This is a genomic window from Microterricola viridarii (genome assembly GCF_001542775.1).
Taxonomy (GTDB): domain Bacteria; phylum Actinomycetota; class Actinomycetes; order Actinomycetales; family Microbacteriaceae; genus Microterricola; species Microterricola viridarii_A.
On sequence record NZ_CP014145.1, the window covers coordinates 1,950,060 to 1,964,699 of the forward strand.

Here is a 14,640-nt window from a genome sequence, read left to right on the forward strand (position 1 = left end):
AATCGACTCCGCTCTGACCGTGCATAGTGCGCTGTTCGTCGCAATCTGGCTTCACAAATGCGCACATTCGGGCCTGCCGGCGCCCGTCCTGCATCGCGTAGCGCGGCGCCCTATTGTTCGTGCGGCCGGGCTGCTACTGTCTGGCCATGAACACCGTCGACGGCACCGACACCCAGATCATGCGGGCGCTCAGCGCCGAGCCGCGCAGCACCTTCGTGGCGCTGGCCCATCGGCTCGGCATCTCGCGCAACACCGTGCAGGCGCGGATGACCCGGTTGGAGCATTCCGGCGCATTCCTGCCGTTCGAGCGGTGCATCAACCCGGCCGCACTCGGCTACCCGCTCACCGCGTTCATCGAGGTGAACCTGCAGCAACGCCAGATCGCCGCGATCATCGAGCAGATCGCGGGCATCCCACAGGTGCTGGAGGCGCACGGCATGAGTGGCCAGGCCGACCTGCTCGTGCGCGTGGTCTGTTCCGACGCCGAAGACCTGTTTCGCATCGATGCGACCATCTTGGCGATCGACGGCGTCGAGCGCACCGCCACCTCGCTGTCGATGAGCGAGCTGATCCCCTACCGGGTGCTGCCGCTGCTCGAGCAGGCGCGCGGGGGCGCAGCAGACGCGGACTAACCTCGGGCCGGCTCGGGTTGACTTGTCGGCGTCCGGCACGCTGTGCCTGCGCACGGAAACGACGGATGCCCGCCTCCACTGGGGAGACGGGCATCCGTGTGTTGCAGGGTGCTACTGCTTATTCGGCAGCGCCCTCTGCGGGGGCCTCGGAGTGCGCGGCCTCGTGGCCACGGCCTTCGCTGTCAGCGGCCTCGTCGACAACAACAGGCTCGAGCGAGAGCTTGCCACGGTCGTCGATCTTGGTGATCGCAACGAGGATCTTCTGGCCGACGCCGAGCACGTCTTCGACGTTCTCAACACGCTTGCCACCGGCGAGCTTGCGCACCTCGGAGATGTGCAGCAGGCCGTCCTTGCCCGGGAGCAGCGAGACGAACGCACCGAAGGTGGCGATCTTCACGACGGTTCCGAGGAACTGCTCGCCAACCTCGGGGTTGGTCGGGTTCGCGATGGCGTTGACCTGGGCACGAGCGGCCTCGGCCGAGGGGCCGTCGACGGCGCCGATGTACACGGTGCCGTCTTCCTCGATCGAGATGTCGGCGCCGGTCTCGTCCTGGATGGCGTTGATCGTCTTGCCCTTCGGGCCGATCAGCTCGCCGATCTTGTCGACGGGGATCTGGACGCTGATCACGCGGGGCGCGGTCGGAGCCATCTCGTCGGGTGCGTCGATCGCAGCGTTCAGAACGCTGAGGATCGTGTCGCGGGCATCCTTCGCCTGCGTCAGCGCGGCCTTCAGCACGGAGGCGGGGATGCCGTCGAGCTTGGTGTCGAGCTGGATCGCGGTGACGAACTCGCTTGTACCGGCAACCTTGAAGTCCATGTCGCCGAGTGCGTCTTCAGCACCGAGGATGTCGGTCAGGGCCGCGTAGCGGGTCTGGCCGTCGATCGTGTCGGAGATGAGGCCCATGGCGATACCGGCGACGGGGGCCTTGAGGGGCACACCGGCGTTCAGCAGCGACAGGGTCGAGGCGCAGACGGAACCCATCGAGGTCGAGCCGTTGGAGCTGAGAGCCTCAGACACCTGACGGATCGCGTAGGGGAACTCCTCGCGGGTGGGCAGCACGGGAACGAGCGCGCGCTCGGCGAGTGCGCCGTGCCCGATCTCGCGACGCTTCGGGCTACCAACACGGCCGGTCTCACCGGTCGAGTAGGGCGGGAAGTTGTAGTTGTGCATGTAACGCTTCTTGGTGACCGGGTTCAGCGAGTCAAGCGTCTGCTCAAGCTTGAGCATGTTCAGCGTGGTGACACCCAGGATCTGGGTCTCGCCGCGCTGGAAGATGGCCGAGCCGTGCACGCGAGGGATAACAGCAACCTCGGCGTCGAGCGGGCGGATGTCGGCCAGGCCGCGTCCGTCGATGCGGACACCCTCGTTGAGCACGCGGGAGCGCACAACGTTCTTGGTGACCGACTTGTAGGCGGCGCCCACCTGGTTGGTGGCGGAAGCGTCGAGCTCGCCGGCCTCAACCTTGGCGGCGATGGCCTCCTTGACGCGGCCCTTGAGCTCGTCGTCGGCATCCTGACGCGAGACCTTGTCGGCGATCTGGTAGACGGCCTTGAGCTCCTCGGTGGCGATGGCCGAAACGGCCTCGTACACGGCGTCAGCGTAGGGCGGGAACAGCTTGAAGTCGGCGGTCGGCTTGGAGGCACGAGCCGCGACGGAGGCCTGGGCCTCGACGAGCTGCTTGATGAACGGCTTGGACGCCTCGATACCCTCGGCGATGACCTGCTCGTTGGGCTTAATGGCGCCGCCCTGGATGAGGTCCCAGGCGTTGTCGGTGGCCTCGGCCTCGATCATCATGATCGCGACGTCGTCGTTGCCCTCTGCGTCGGTCACAACGCGGCCGGCGACGACCATGCTGAACACGGCGTCCGCGAGCAGCGAGTGCTTCGGGAAGGCAACCCACTGGCCAGCGCCAGACTCGGTCGGGATGAGGGCGACGCGGACGCCACCGATCGGGCCGGAGAACGGCAGACCGGCGATCTGGGTCGACATCGAGGCCGCGTTGATGGCCAGCACGTCGTAGAGCTCGTCGGGCTCGATTGCCAGAACGGTCACGACGACCTGGATCTCATTGCGGAGACCGTCGACGAACGACGGGCGCAGCGGCCGGTCGATCAGACGGCAGGTGAGGATCGCCTCGGTGGAGGGGCGGCCCTCGCGACGGAAGAAGGAGCCCGGGATGCGGCCCGCGGCGTACATACGCTCTTCAACGTCGATGGTAAGAGGGAAGAAGTCGAAGTTGTCCTTCGGCTGCTTGCTGACAGAGGTCGCCGAGAGAAGCATGGTCTCTTCGTCGATGTAAGCGGCTGCAGAACCCTGAGCCTGCTGAGCGAGACGGCCGGTCTCGAAGCGGATGGTGCGCGTTCCGAACTTGCCGTTGTCAATAACGGTTTCGGCGAACGTGATTTCTGGACCTTCCAAGAGGTCTATCTCCTTTGTTTAGCCTCGCTCGCCCGTGTGGCGCGCGAGTAGAACATCGGAGCAGGGGAACAGACAGATTTCAGCGCATCGTGAGTTTCGAGAAACACGAGGTGCTTGCACTGGCCACCAGTAGAAATACGCCGTGCGCTGCGAACAGGGTGTCGCGCTCGGAATACCACCACAGGGGACCAGCATCCTGCCAGCCTGCTCCGTTGGTGCTCTATTCAGTTGTCATGCCCTACGCCCTGAGGCACAAGACATCCGCGCTCACTCTAGCAGAACGGCCTGTCTGGGCCCCGGATGCGGCGGTGCGGGCGTGCCCCGTGGCAGACTGGTGGCATGAGTTCCGAAGAAGAGAACGCCCTCAGCGCAGCTGAAGAGACCAAGCGCAAGTTCCGCGAGGCACTGGAGCGCAAGCAGAAGGCCGCAAACGGAGGCAAGGGCGAGTCCCACCTCGACGGCAAGGGCGCGGCCAACCGCTCCCAGGGTTCTGCAGCGCACCAGCGCGAGTTCCGCCGCAAGAGCGGCTAGACCGACACCGCGCACGACGACGATGCCCCGCACTCCACTGGAGTGCGGGGCATCTGCGTGTTGGCGCCGCATCCGCCCGGCGCCATTTGGTGGCCCTCCGCGCCACTTGTTGTGGGGCGGAGGCCGACGAAGTGGCGCGGGGCGGGGCCGGGCGCTAGCTGGGCTGGAAGCCGCCGACGCCGCTCATCACGGAGTCGAAGCCGAAGGGGTCGCGCACCTGACTGGAGCGATCGGAATCCTTCATCAGCGCGGCCAGCTCCCCCGCCGCCCGCCCGATGCGGTTCGGCAGCGTCTTGACCGAGTCGGCGCTCTCGCCCCAGTCGCCCGTCGCCGCGAACACCCCGGTGGGGGCGACGACGGCGTGCAGGTAGGTGAACAGGGGGCGCAGCGCATAGTCGAGGGCGAGCGAGTGCCGGGGCGTGCCGGCCGTCGCGCCGATCACGACGGGCAGGTCGGTGAGCGACTGGTTGTCGATCACGTCGAAGAACGACTTGAACAGGCCGCTGTAGCTGGTCGTGAAGATCGGCGTGACGGCGATCAGGCCGTCAGCACCGGTCACCGCCTCAAGCACGGACTCGAGCTTCGGGCTCGGGAAGCCGGTCAGCATGTTGTTCATGATGTCGCTGGCGACGTCACGCAGCTCGATCGTGGTCACCTCGACCTCAAATCCCTGCTCCTCGAGCCGCGACACGGTGGCCGCGCTCAGGTGGTCTGCGAGCATCCGGGTGGAGGACGGCTGGCTGAGCCCGGCCGAGACGACGGCTAGTTTGCGCACGGTCATGGCTAGGCCCCCGTCGTGCTGCGCAGGCCGAAGGCCGATCCGGGTGCGGCTGCCACGGCATCCGGAGCCGCAGCCGCCGCCGCATTCTTGGCGGCCAGCATCGACGCGTGCGTCGGCGCCTCGGGCACACCGGGTGCACGGCGGGCGTCAAACTCGCGGCGCAGCACGGGCAGCACCTCGCTGCCGAGCAGGTCGAGCTGCTCGAGCACGGTCTTCAGCGGCAGACCGGCGTGGTCGATCAGGAACAGCTGGCGCTGGTAGTCACCGACGTAGTCGCGGAAGCCGAGCGTCTTGTCGATGATCTCCTGCGGGCTGCCGACGGTGAGCGGCGTCTGCTCGGTGAACTCTTCGAGGCTCGGGCCGTGGCCGTAGACCGGGGCGTTGTCGAAGTAGGGGCGGAACGCGGCCTTGGCCTCCTGCGAGGTCTTGCCGATGAAGATCTGCCCGCCGAGCCCGACGATGGCCTGGTCGGCCGGGCCGTGGCCGTGGTGCTCGAAGCGCTGGCGGTAGAACGCCACCATCTTCTGGGTGTGGGATGCCGGCCAGAAGATGTGGTTGGCGAAGAAGCCGTCGCCGTAGAACGCGGCCTGCTCGGCGATCTCCGGGCTGCGGATCGAGCCGTGCCAGACGAAGGGTGGCACGTCGTCCAGCGGGCGCGGCGTGGACTGGAAGCCCTGCAGCGGGGTGCGGAACTGGCCACTCCAGTCGACGAAGTCCTCGCGCCAGAGGCGGCGGAGCAGGGCGTAGTTCTCGAGCGCGAGCTCGATGCCTTGGCGGATGTCTTTGCCGAACCAGGGGTAGACCGGGCCGGTGTTGCCGCGGCCGAGCGTCAGGTCGACGCGGCCGTCGGCCAGGTGCTGCAGCATCGCGAAGTCCTCGGCGATCTTCACCGGGTCGTTGGTCGTGATCAGCGTGGTCGCGGTGGAGAGCTGCAGGGTGCTGGTCTGCGCCGCGATCGAGGCGAGCGTGGTCGTCGGGGAAGACGAGAAGAACGGGGGGTTGTGGTGCTCGCCGAGCGCGAAGACGTCGAGGCCGACCTCTTCGGCGTGCTTGGCGATGGCGACGACCGCTTTGATGCGCTCGTGCTCGCTCGGCGTCTTGCCGGTGGTGGGGTCCTGCGTGATGTCACTGACGCTGAAAAGTCCGAACTGCATTAGCGGAGACCGCTCCCTCTCTCGTGTTCACGACGTGCATGATTGTGAACCCAATTGTAATCCATGCGTTTGCATGTAAATGAGACAACGGATGCCGCCTCCGCGCTATTCCCGCGAATTCGGCATCCGTTTCTCACGAATCGGAAGGCGACCGGAGGCCGCGCTCAGACCCTACTCGGTGACGAGCACGATCTTGCCGCGCAGGTGGCCGGCCTGCAGCAGGGCGTAGGCCTCGCGCACCTGCTCGAGGGGGTAGCGCGCCTCGATCGGGAACTCCACGGCGCCGGCCGCAATGAGCAGACCGAGCGCTGCCAACTCTTCGCGCGACGCCGCTCCCCCACCGACGGTCGCGACGCCGTGTTGGGCGGCGAATGGCCGGTCGGCGATGGTGTTGATGCGGCTGGGGTCCACGCCCAAGTCGAGCCCGGCCTGAATGGATGCCGCGCCGTGGTTGTCGAGCACGACGGTGACGCCCTGCGGTGCGACCGCGCGGATCCGCTCGACGAGGCCGTCGCCGTAGGCGACGGGGATGACGCCGAGCGAGCGCAGGTAGTCGTGGTTCTCCGGGCTGGCGGTTCCGATCACGGTCGCTCCCGCGCGCTTGGCCAGCTGCACGGCGAGCACGCCGACCCCGCCGGCGGCGGCCGTGACGAGCACGGTGTCGGCCGCGGTCAGGTTCTGGCTGGCCACCTCGGCCCAGGCGGTGCGCCCGACGATGTCCAGCGCGCCTGCCTGTTCCCAGCTCAGCCCGGCCGGCTTGGGCACGAGGATGGCCGCATCGGCCAGCACGTAGTCGGCTTGGGCATAGCAGCGGCGCCCGCCGTAGACCTCGTCGCCGACCTTCCAGCTGCCGACACCCTCGCCGACCTCATCGATGACGCCGGAGAAGTCGTTGCCGTTGCCGGACGGGAGTTCCGTGATGCGGTACGCCGTGGCGACCTGCGGGTACAGCGCGATCTTCCAGTCGACCGGGTTGAGGCCGGCCGCCTTCACGCGCACGCGCACCTGCCCCGCACCGGCGTGCGGCTCGGGAACCTCGACCACCTCGAGGACGTCCGACGCGGCACCGAAAGACCTGAACATCACCGCTCGAGACATCTACTTCCCCTGCTCTGCGTCGTTCGGGGCGACGGCCGGTTGGCCTGCTGCCTCCTGCCGCCCCAGCACCGAGTGCCGGCGGCTGTACGCAAAGTACACCACCAGCCCGACGGCGAGCCAGACGAGGAAGCGCACCCAGGTGAGCGTGGTCAGGTTGAGCATCAGCCAGGCGCAGAGCACGGCGGAAACGATCGGCAGCACCGGCGACCACGGCACCTTGAAGGCGCGCGGCAGGTCGGGGCGCTTGCGGCGCAGCACGATCACGGCGATGCTCACCAGCACGAAGGCAGAGAGCGTGCCGATGTTGATCATCTCCTCGAGCACGCCGATGTCGGTGAGTCCGGCCAACAGCGCCACGAGCACACCCACCAAGATCTGAACCCGCGCCGGGGTGTGCCGGGTGTCGGAGGTTCGGCTCATCCACTGCGGCAGCAGGCCGTCGCGGCTCATCGCGAACAGCACGCGGGCCAGTCCGAGCAGCAACACCATGATCACGGTGGTGAGGCCGGCGAGGATGCCGATCGAGATCACCTGCGCTGCCCACCCGGCGCCGACGGCGACGAAGGCCGTCGCGAGGCTGGGTTCGGCGGCATCCGCCAGCACCTTGTAAGAGACCATGCCGGTGAGCACCAGGCTGACGCCGATGTAGAGCACGCTGACGATGGCGAGGCCGCCGAAGATGCCGCGTGGCAAGGTGCGCTGCGGATTCTTCACTTCTTCGGCCGAGGTGGCGACGACGTCGAAACCGATGAAAGCGAAGAAGACGAGGGATGCCCCGGCGAGAAGACCGAAGATTCCGTACTGGGCGGGTGCGGCGCCGGTCATGAACGAGAACAGCGACTGGGTCCAGGCGTCGCCCTCGCCCGGGGCCTTGGGCACCGCGGGCGGAATGAAGGGGGTGTAGTTGGCCGGGTTGATGTAGAAGGCTCCGACGACGATCACGAACAGCACGATCGCGACTTTGATGATCGTGAAGACGGCGCCGACCCGCGAACTCAGCTTGGTGCCGAACACGAGCAGGGTGGTGAAGATGGCGACGATCAGGAACGGGCCCCAGCTCACCTGCAGGCCGGCCAGGTTGATGGTCGATGGCACGTCCCAACCCCAGAGATCGAAGACGCCGCTCAGATAAATGCCCCAATACTTGGCGATCACCGCGCCGGCGGTCAGCATTTCGAGGATCAGGTCCCAGCCGATGATCCAGGCGAGCAGCTCGCCGAGGGTGGCGTAGGTGTAGGTGTAGGCCGAACCGGCGACGGGGATCGTCGAGGCGAACTCGGCGTAACACATGATCGCGAGCGAGCAGGTGACGGCGGCGAGCACGAAGGCGAGGGTGACCGACGGGCCGGCATAGCTGCCGGCGGCCTTCGCCCCGACCGAGAAGATTCCCGCGCCAACCGCGACGGCGACACCCATGATCACCAGGTCGAAGGTGCCGAGCGAGCGGGTCAGGCTGCGGTGCTCCAGGTGCGAATCGGCCAGCGAGGCCTCGATGCTCTTGGTGCGCCAGATCGACATGGTGCCGAGATTACTCCGGAGCACCCGCAACGCCGAGCTTTTCTCAGAATTCTGCGCCGCGTCATCCGCCGACCGAGAAGGGTCTTGCGGATGCCAGTCAGGCACGGAAGCCTGAGACCACACGCCATCAACAGAAAGCGAGCCGAGTAATGCCTTCGATGATCTTCGTCAACCTCGCCGTGAACGACCTGCAGCGCTCCCGCGACTTCTACAGCGCACTGGGATACACGATCAATGAGAACTTCTCGGACGAGAACGCGATCTGCGTCGTGATGAGCGATGCCATCTACGCCATGCTGCTGAAGCCCGACTTCTTCAAGACGTTCACGAAGAAGGAGCTGATCGACGCACAGAAGAGCATCCAGGTGCTGAACGCTCTGGATGAGCCGAGTCGGGACGCGGTCGACGCCCACCTGAACAAGGCGCTGGCGGCCGGCGGCACCGAGACCCGCGACGCGCAGGACATGGGGTTCATGTACAGCCGCGCCTACGCCGACCCCGACGGACACGTCTGGGAGATCATGTGGATGGACCAGGCCGCAGCTCAGGACGGCCCGCCGGACATGTAGGCAACCGCCTTACCGCCGTTGGCTCGAGGGAGCGCCAGCGACCTAAGCCAACCCGACACGCCGCGGAGCCACCCGACCCGGTCAACGCCCGGGCTTCGGGCGCTGCGCTGCTCCTTCGTCGCGGCGCGGCACCCTCCAGCCGACGTGAATCTCCGGTTGGCTCGAGGGAGCGCCAGCGACCGAAGCCAACCCCGCCGGGCGCACTCAGCGGAGCGCGGCCAACGCCCGGGCTTCGGGCGCCGCGCTGCTCCTTCGTCGCGGCGCGGCACCCTCCAGCCGACGTGAATCTCCCGTTGGCTCGAGGGAGCGCCAGCGACCGAAGCCAACCTCGCCGCACGCACTCAGCGGAGCGCGGCCAGGCGGCTCGCGGCCTCCTCAAGCACGGCCTCTGAACCGGCGTAGATGCCGTCCGGCCGGGGCCAGTGCACCATCACGTCGCTGAAACCGAGCTCGGCCGCCCGGCCGACGCGCTCCTCGAACGAGCCGACGCTCTCCAACGCGAACTGCCCACCGGAATCCAGAGACAGACTGCGGCCGTAGCCGGCCGGATCGATGCCGTCGACGGCGAGTTGCTCGTCGAGGCGCGCACTGAGCTCGGCCACACCGCGCCACCAGTCCTCGCCGACCACGCCGTCCGGCCCGGTGGTGACCCAGCCCTGGCCGAGCCGGGTGGCCAGGCGCAGACTGCGCGGCCCGTTCGCCGCCATCAGGAACGGCGTGCGCGGGCGCTGCGCGGGCTCGCCGACCATGCGCGCGCCATTCGCCGTGAAGTAGTCGCCGGCGAAGGAGATGCCGCCCGCGGCATCGGCCACCACCGGCTCGGCCTGCTCGCCGCGGAGCAGCACGTCGAGGCCCTCGGCGAACTCCTGGAACCGGTCGAAGCGCTGCCGGGGCGTGAGCGGCTCCTGCCCGAGCACGACGGAGTCGAAGCCGGTGCCGCCGGAGCCGAGGCCCAGCGTCATCCGGCCGCCGGAGATCTGGTCGAGCGTGGCGACGTCCTTGGCAAACGGCACCGGGTGCCGGAAGTTCGGCGACGCGACGAAGGTGCCGAGCCCGATGCGCTCGGTCACCATCGCGGCGGCCGTCAGCGTCGGGATGGTGGCGTGCCAGCGCTCCCCCGCGAGGCTCCGCCAGGACAGGTGGTCGTATGTCCACGCATGATCGAAGCCCATCTGCTCCGCACCGCGCCAGTAGCGGGCGGCTTCCGGCCAGTCGAATTGGGGCAGGATGACGATTCCGAAGCGCATGCGCCGAGCCTAGACGCTCGCGACCGGGAGCGCCGACAACACCGCAGGCCCCGCTCGAGAACGAGCGGGGCCTGCGGTGCCTGATGTTTAGGCCTGCTTGCCGAAGAGACGCGCGAAGAAGCCGGGCTCCTTCGGGTCGTTCTCGTGGCCGGGGCAGCGGTCGGCTCGCGCGACACCGCGCATCACCGAGTCGACGTGCTGGCCGCATCCGGCCCACGTCGTCTTGCCGCACTTCCTACACTTCACTGCACTGCACACGCGAAACAACCTTCTGTCGATCGACCGATACGGATACCCTGCGGGTATATAAATACCCTAGGGGTATCCAGCTGGGAGTTTGCCCGGTGGTCTGCGGGCATGCAAAACGGGCCGCCACCCGAAGGTGACGGCCCGTTTCGTAAGAAGTTCGCGTAATCAGCGGCCCTTCGACAAGCTCAGGGGCCGAGCACGTGACATCCGGCTATAACTAGCGGCGCAGGCCGAGACGCTCGATGAGCGAACGGTAGCGGCTGATGTCGACGTCGGAGAGGTATCCGAGCAGACGACGACGCTGGCCGACCAGGAGGAGCAGGCCACGACGCGAGTGGTGGTCGTGCTTGTGCTCCTTGAGGTGCTCCGTCAGGTCCTTGATGCGGCGCGTGAGCATCGCAATCTGGACCTCGGGGGATCCGGTGTCACCGGGGTGGGTCGCGTACTCGTCGATGATCGCCTTCTTGACATTAGCTTCGAGTGCCATAGAGGAATCCCCTTATCTCTTTGTTGCGCGGTGCCCGGGGCCGGATGCCTGGGCTCTCTTTATCCGCGGCCGTTCAGACGGCAACCTCAAGAGTTTAGCAGAGTGCGGTAGCTGCCGCCGAACAGGGCGAGTGTTGGCTTCGGTCGCTGGCGCTCCCTCGAGCTAACGTGGGAGGGATTGGCTTCGGTCGCTGGCGCTCCCTCGAGCTAACGTGGGAGGGATTGGCTTCGGTCGCTGGCGCTCCCTCGAGCTAACGTGGGAGGGATTGGCTTCGGTCGCTGGCGCTCCCTCGAACCAACGTGGGAGGGATTGGCTTCGGTCGCTGGCGCTCCCTCGAACCAACGTGGGAGGGATTGGCTTCGGTCGCTGGCTCCCTCGAGCCAACGGGGCGCGGGTCTTCACTTGCAGGCACGTGCCGGGCTATCGTGAAGCTGTCACTCCCCGCCGCCGGAGTCGGGGTCCATGCGTTCGCGAGCGGGGGCACGAATGTCGAGCACGGCACACACCAGCCAGAACACGAGCCCGCGCATGAGGGTGCCGGTGGCTCCCCCGGGGCGCCGCCCGCTGCTCTCCAACTTCGCGCTCAAGATCATCATGGCCGTGACCGGCCTGGTCTTCGCTGGCTTCGTGCTCGTGCACATGATCGGCAACCTCAAGGTCTACCAGGGCCCGGAGCACTTCAACGCCTACGCCGTCTGGCTGCGCACGCTGCTGGAACCGCTCTTCCCGTACGAGGGCGTGCTCTGGGCACTCCGCATCGTGCTGATCGTCTGCCTCGTCGGCCACGTCGGCGGCGCGGCGATGCTGGTGGCGCGCGCCCGCCGCGCGCGCGGGCCGTTCCGCCGCAAGCGCCTGCCGATGCGCTCCTTCCTAGCCCGCACGATGCCCGTCACGGGCGTGGTGCTGCTGCTGTTCGTAATCTTCCACCTGCTCGACCTGACGACGGGCACGCGGCCCGCGGCGAGCGCCTCCTTCGAGCACGGCACGGTCGACACCAGCCACGCCTACGAGAACCTGATCGCCAGCTTCCAGCGGCCGGAGGTCGCGCTGTTCTACATCCTCGCGATGGTCCTGCTCGGGATGCACCTGGCACACGGCCTGTGGACGGCCGCCCATGACCTGGGGGCGACCGGCAAGCGGCTGCGCGCCATCGCCGTCGCGGTCGCCGGCATCCTCGCCATCGCCATCATGCTGGGCAACATCTCCATACCCGTCGCCGTTCTCCTGGGGGTCGTGCAATGAGTGCAGTCTTCGACAGTGCAGTAATCAATATCGACGCCCTGCGGGACATCGGCGGGATCATCGACGGCGGTCAACCGACCGGCGACCCGGCCGGGGCGTGGGCCGACCGCAAGCTGAACTACAAGCTGGTGTCGCCGCTGAACCGCCGCAAGTTCGACGTGATCGTCGTCGGCACGGGACTGGCCGGCGCCGCCTGCGCGGCCGCCCTCGGCGAGCTGGGCTACAACGTGCACGCGTTCACCTTCCACGACGCCCCCCGGCGTGCGCACAGCGTGGCCGCGCAGGGCGGCATCAACGCGGCCCGCGGGCGCAAGGTCGACAACGACTCGCTCGCCCGCTTCGTCAAGGACACCGTCAAGGGCGGCGACTTCCGAGCCCGGGAGGCCGACTGCTGGCGGCTGGCCGAGGAGAGCGTGCGCGTCATCGACCACATGGAGGCCGTCGGGGCCCCCTTCGCCCGCGAGTACGGCGGCCAGCTGGCCACCCGCTCCTTCGGCGGCGTTCAGGTGAGCCGCACCTACTACACGCGCGGCCAGACCGGCCAGCAGCTGCAGGTCGCGGCGTCCCAGGCCCTGCTCCGCCAGGTGGCGGCCGGCACCGTCACCCTGCACACCCGCAGCGAGATGCTCGACCTCATCGTCGCGGACGGCCGGGCGCAGGGCATCGTCGTGCGCGACCTGACCACGGGCGACATCTGGGCGCAGACCGGGCACGCCGTCGTGCTGGCCACCGGCGGCTACGGCAACGTGTTCTTCAAGTCGACGCTGGCGAAGAACTCCAACGTGACGGCCGCGTTCCGCGCGCACAAGCGCGGCGCCCTGTTCGCCTCCCCCTCCTTCATCCAGTTCCACCCGACGGCGCTGCCGCTCAGCTCCGAGTGGCAGTCCAAGACGATCCTGATGAGCGAGTCCCTGCGCAACGACGGCCGGATCTGGGTGCCGAGCGCCCCCGGCGAGACCCGGCCGGCCAACGACATCCCCGAGGCCGAACGCGACTACTACCTCGAGCGGCGCTACCCCGCCTTTGGCAACCTGACCCCGCGGGATGTCGCCTCCCGCGCGGCCCGCGACGAGATCGACGCCGGCCGCGGCGTCGGCCCGCTGAAGAACGGCGTCTACCTGGACTTCCGCGACTCCCTGGCCCGCCTCGGCCGGAAGGTGATCGAGGAGCGCTACGGCAACCTGTTCGAGATGTACACGGATGCCACGGGCGAGAACCCGCTGGAGGTGCCCATGCGCATCGCCCCGGGCGCCCACTTCTCGATGGGCGGGCTGTGGACCGACTACGACGCGATGGCGTCGATCCCCGGCCTGTTCGTCGGCGGGGAGGCCGGCTGGGCGTACCACGGGGCCAACCGGCTGGGCGCGAACTCGCTGCTCTCGGCCTGCGTGGACGGCTGGTTCACCCTGCCCTACGCGGTGCCGAACTACCTGGCGCCGCTGCTCGGGCAGCAGGCGCTGCCCGCCGACCACCCCGCGGTCACCGGCACCCTGGCCGAGGCGCGCGCCGTCGTCGACGCCCTCGCCGCGTCATCCGGCACCCAGGGCCCCGACCGCTTCCACCGCCGCCTCGGGGAGATCCTCTACACGCACTGCGGCGTCAGCCGCACGGCGGAGGGGCTCAGCGAGGGCATCCGGCTGATCCGGGAGCTGCGGGCCGAGTTCCAGACCGACCTGCGGGTCGCCGGCAGCCCGGACGGCTTCAATCAGGAGCTGGAGCGGGCCGGCCGCGTCGCGGACTTCCTCGACCTGGCCGAGCTGATGTGCATCGACGCCCTGGACAGGGAGGAGTCCTGCGGGGCGCACTTCCGGTTGGAGCACCAGCTGAGCGACGGCGAAGCGGCGCGCGACGACGCCCACTGGTCGTTCGTCTCGGCCTGGCAGCACGGCGCCAGGCCGACCCGCCACAACGAACCGCTGCACTTCGACTCGGTGCTGCCGGAGACAAGGAACTACAAGTCATCATGAGACTCACACTGAAGATCTGGCGGCAGCGTTCCGGCGAGGAGGCCGGCGCCTTCGAGAGCTACGAGTTGGACGGCGCCGGTGAGGAGTTCACCCTGCTGGAGGCGCTGGACAAGCTGAACGACACGATCGTCGAGGGCGGCGGCGAGCCAGTCGCCTTCGACTCCGACTGCCGGGAGGGCGTCTGCGGCAGCTGCGGGGTGACCGTGGACGGCGTGCCGCACGGACCCGTCGCGAACACCCCCTCCTGCCGGCAGCACCTGCGCAGCTTCGCCGACGGCGGCACCGTCACCCTCGAGCCGTTCCGCTCGGCCGCGTACCCGGTCGTGAAAGACCTCGTCGTTGACCGCTCGGCGCTGGACCGGGTGATCGAGGCGGGCGGCTTCGTCTCGATCGACGCCGGCACCGCCCCGGATGCCGACAGCCACCAGGCCAGCCACGAGAGCGTCGAGGCGGCGCTCGACTTCGCCGCCTGCATCGGCTGCGGCGCCTGCGTCGCCGCCTGCCCGAACGGCTCGGCGAACCTGTTCACCGGCTCCAAGCTCGTGCACCTCTCGCTGCTTCCGACGACGCAGGAGGAGCGCGGCAAGCGGGCCGGCGCGATGATCGGCGCCATGGAGGAGGAGTTCGGGCCGTGCTCCGTCTACGGCGAGTGCGTGCAGGTGTGCCCGGCCGGCATCCCGCTCGCCGCCATCGCCGGGCTGAACAAGGAGAAGCTGCGCTCGGTGCTGCGCGGCAAGGACAACTGA

General features: G+C 68.2%; 14 protein-coding genes. 6 read left to right on the forward strand and 8 right to left on the reverse strand.

The window, feature by feature from the left end; genetic code table 11:
* The first annotated feature begins 146 nt into the window (after positions 1–146).
* On the forward strand, positions 147–632 hold the full coding sequence (locus AWU67_RS09005; protein WP_067228059.1) for an Lrp/AsnC family transcriptional regulator: 486 nt from the start codon (positions 147–149) through the stop codon (positions 630–632).
* Between the two features lie 118 nt (positions 633–750).
* On the opposite strand, the gene AWU67_RS09010 is transcribed toward AWU67_RS09005, so the two are convergent.
* The gene (locus AWU67_RS09010) at positions 751–3,051 is read right to left on the reverse strand and encodes a polyribonucleotide nucleotidyltransferase (RefSeq protein ID WP_067228061.1); all 2,301 of its coding nucleotides are present in this window, start codon (positions 3,049–3,051) and stop codon (positions 751–753) included.
* Positions 3,052–3,390: 339 nt separating this feature from the next.
* On the opposite strand from AWU67_RS09010, the gene AWU67_RS09015 reads away from it, so the two are divergent.
* The gene (locus AWU67_RS09015; RefSeq protein WP_067228064.1) at positions 3,391–3,582 is read left to right on the forward strand and encodes a DUF5302 domain-containing protein; all 192 of its coding nucleotides are present in this window, start codon (positions 3,391–3,393) and stop codon (positions 3,580–3,582) included.
* Between the two features lie 154 nt (positions 3,583–3,736).
* Here the strand turns inward: AWU67_RS09015 and AWU67_RS09020 are convergent, their stop codons facing one another.
* From AWU67_RS09020 to AWU67_RS09035, 4 genes are all read right to left on the reverse strand, one after another.
* Complete coding sequence (locus AWU67_RS09020) at positions 3,737–4,363, reverse strand: FMN reductase (RefSeq protein ID WP_067228066.1); 627 nt, start codon at positions 4,361–4,363, stop codon at positions 3,737–3,739.
* Positions 4,364–4,365: 2 nt separating this feature from the next.
* Entirely contained in the window at positions 4,366–5,517 is a 1,152-nt protein-coding gene (locus tag AWU67_RS09025; RefSeq protein WP_067228069.1) for an LLM class flavin-dependent oxidoreductase, read from the reverse strand.
* A gap of 171 nt (positions 5,518–5,688) precedes the next feature.
* Positions 5,689–6,615, reverse strand: coding sequence for an NADP-dependent oxidoreductase (locus AWU67_RS09030; RefSeq protein WP_067228071.1), 927 nt, complete (start codon positions 6,613–6,615; stop codon positions 5,689–5,691).
* Positions 6,616–8,133: an amino acid permease gene (locus AWU67_RS09035; RefSeq protein WP_067228073.1), complete on the reverse strand. Its 1,518-nt coding sequence runs from the start codon at positions 8,131–8,133 to the stop codon at positions 6,616–6,618.
* Between the two features lie 149 nt (positions 8,134–8,282).
* Between AWU67_RS09035 and AWU67_RS09040 the strand changes: the two genes are divergently transcribed.
* Positions 8,283–8,702 (forward strand): VOC family protein, encoded by a 420-nt coding sequence (locus AWU67_RS09040; protein WP_067228075.1) that lies wholly within the window; start codon positions 8,283–8,285, stop codon positions 8,700–8,702.
* Positions 8,703–9,043: 341 nt separating this feature from the next.
* Here AWU67_RS09040 and AWU67_RS09045 read toward each other — a convergent pair whose 3' ends face one another.
* The 3 genes from AWU67_RS09045 to rpsO all read right to left on the reverse strand — a co-directional run bounded on the left by AWU67_RS09045 (position 9,044) and on the right by rpsO (position 10,685).
* Positions 9,044–9,949, reverse strand: coding sequence for an LLM class flavin-dependent oxidoreductase (locus AWU67_RS09045; protein ID WP_067228077.1), 906 nt, complete (start codon positions 9,947–9,949; stop codon positions 9,044–9,046).
* Positions 9,950–10,036: 87 nt separating this feature from the next.
* Positions 10,037–10,195: a hypothetical protein gene (locus AWU67_RS17425; RefSeq protein ID WP_162492504.1), complete on the reverse strand. Its 159-nt coding sequence runs from the start codon at positions 10,193–10,195 to the stop codon at positions 10,037–10,039.
* Between the two features lie 220 nt (positions 10,196–10,415).
* On the reverse strand, positions 10,416–10,685 hold the full coding sequence (gene rpsO, locus AWU67_RS09050; RefSeq protein WP_067228080.1) for a 30S ribosomal protein S15: 270 nt from the start codon (positions 10,683–10,685) through the stop codon (positions 10,416–10,418).
* A gap of 540 nt (positions 10,686–11,225) precedes the next feature.
* Between rpsO and AWU67_RS09055 the strand changes: the two genes are divergently transcribed.
* From AWU67_RS09055 to AWU67_RS09065, 3 genes are read left to right on the forward strand one after another with little or no spacing between them, the layout of a single operon-like run.
* Complete coding sequence (locus tag AWU67_RS09055; RefSeq protein ID WP_234407203.1) at positions 11,226–11,927, forward strand: succinate dehydrogenase cytochrome b subunit; 702 nt, start codon at positions 11,226–11,228, stop codon at positions 11,925–11,927.
* Complete coding sequence (locus AWU67_RS09060; protein ID WP_067228086.1) at positions 11,924–13,894, forward strand: fumarate reductase/succinate dehydrogenase flavoprotein subunit; 1,971 nt, start codon at positions 11,924–11,926, stop codon at positions 13,892–13,894. The genes AWU67_RS09055 and AWU67_RS09060 overlap by 4 nt, the downstream gene beginning before the upstream one ends.
* Positions 13,891–14,640: a succinate dehydrogenase/fumarate reductase iron-sulfur subunit gene (locus AWU67_RS09065; protein WP_067228088.1), complete on the forward strand. Its 750-nt coding sequence runs from the start codon at positions 13,891–13,893 to the stop codon at positions 14,638–14,640. Before AWU67_RS09060 ends, AWU67_RS09065 begins: the two co-directional genes overlap by 4 nt.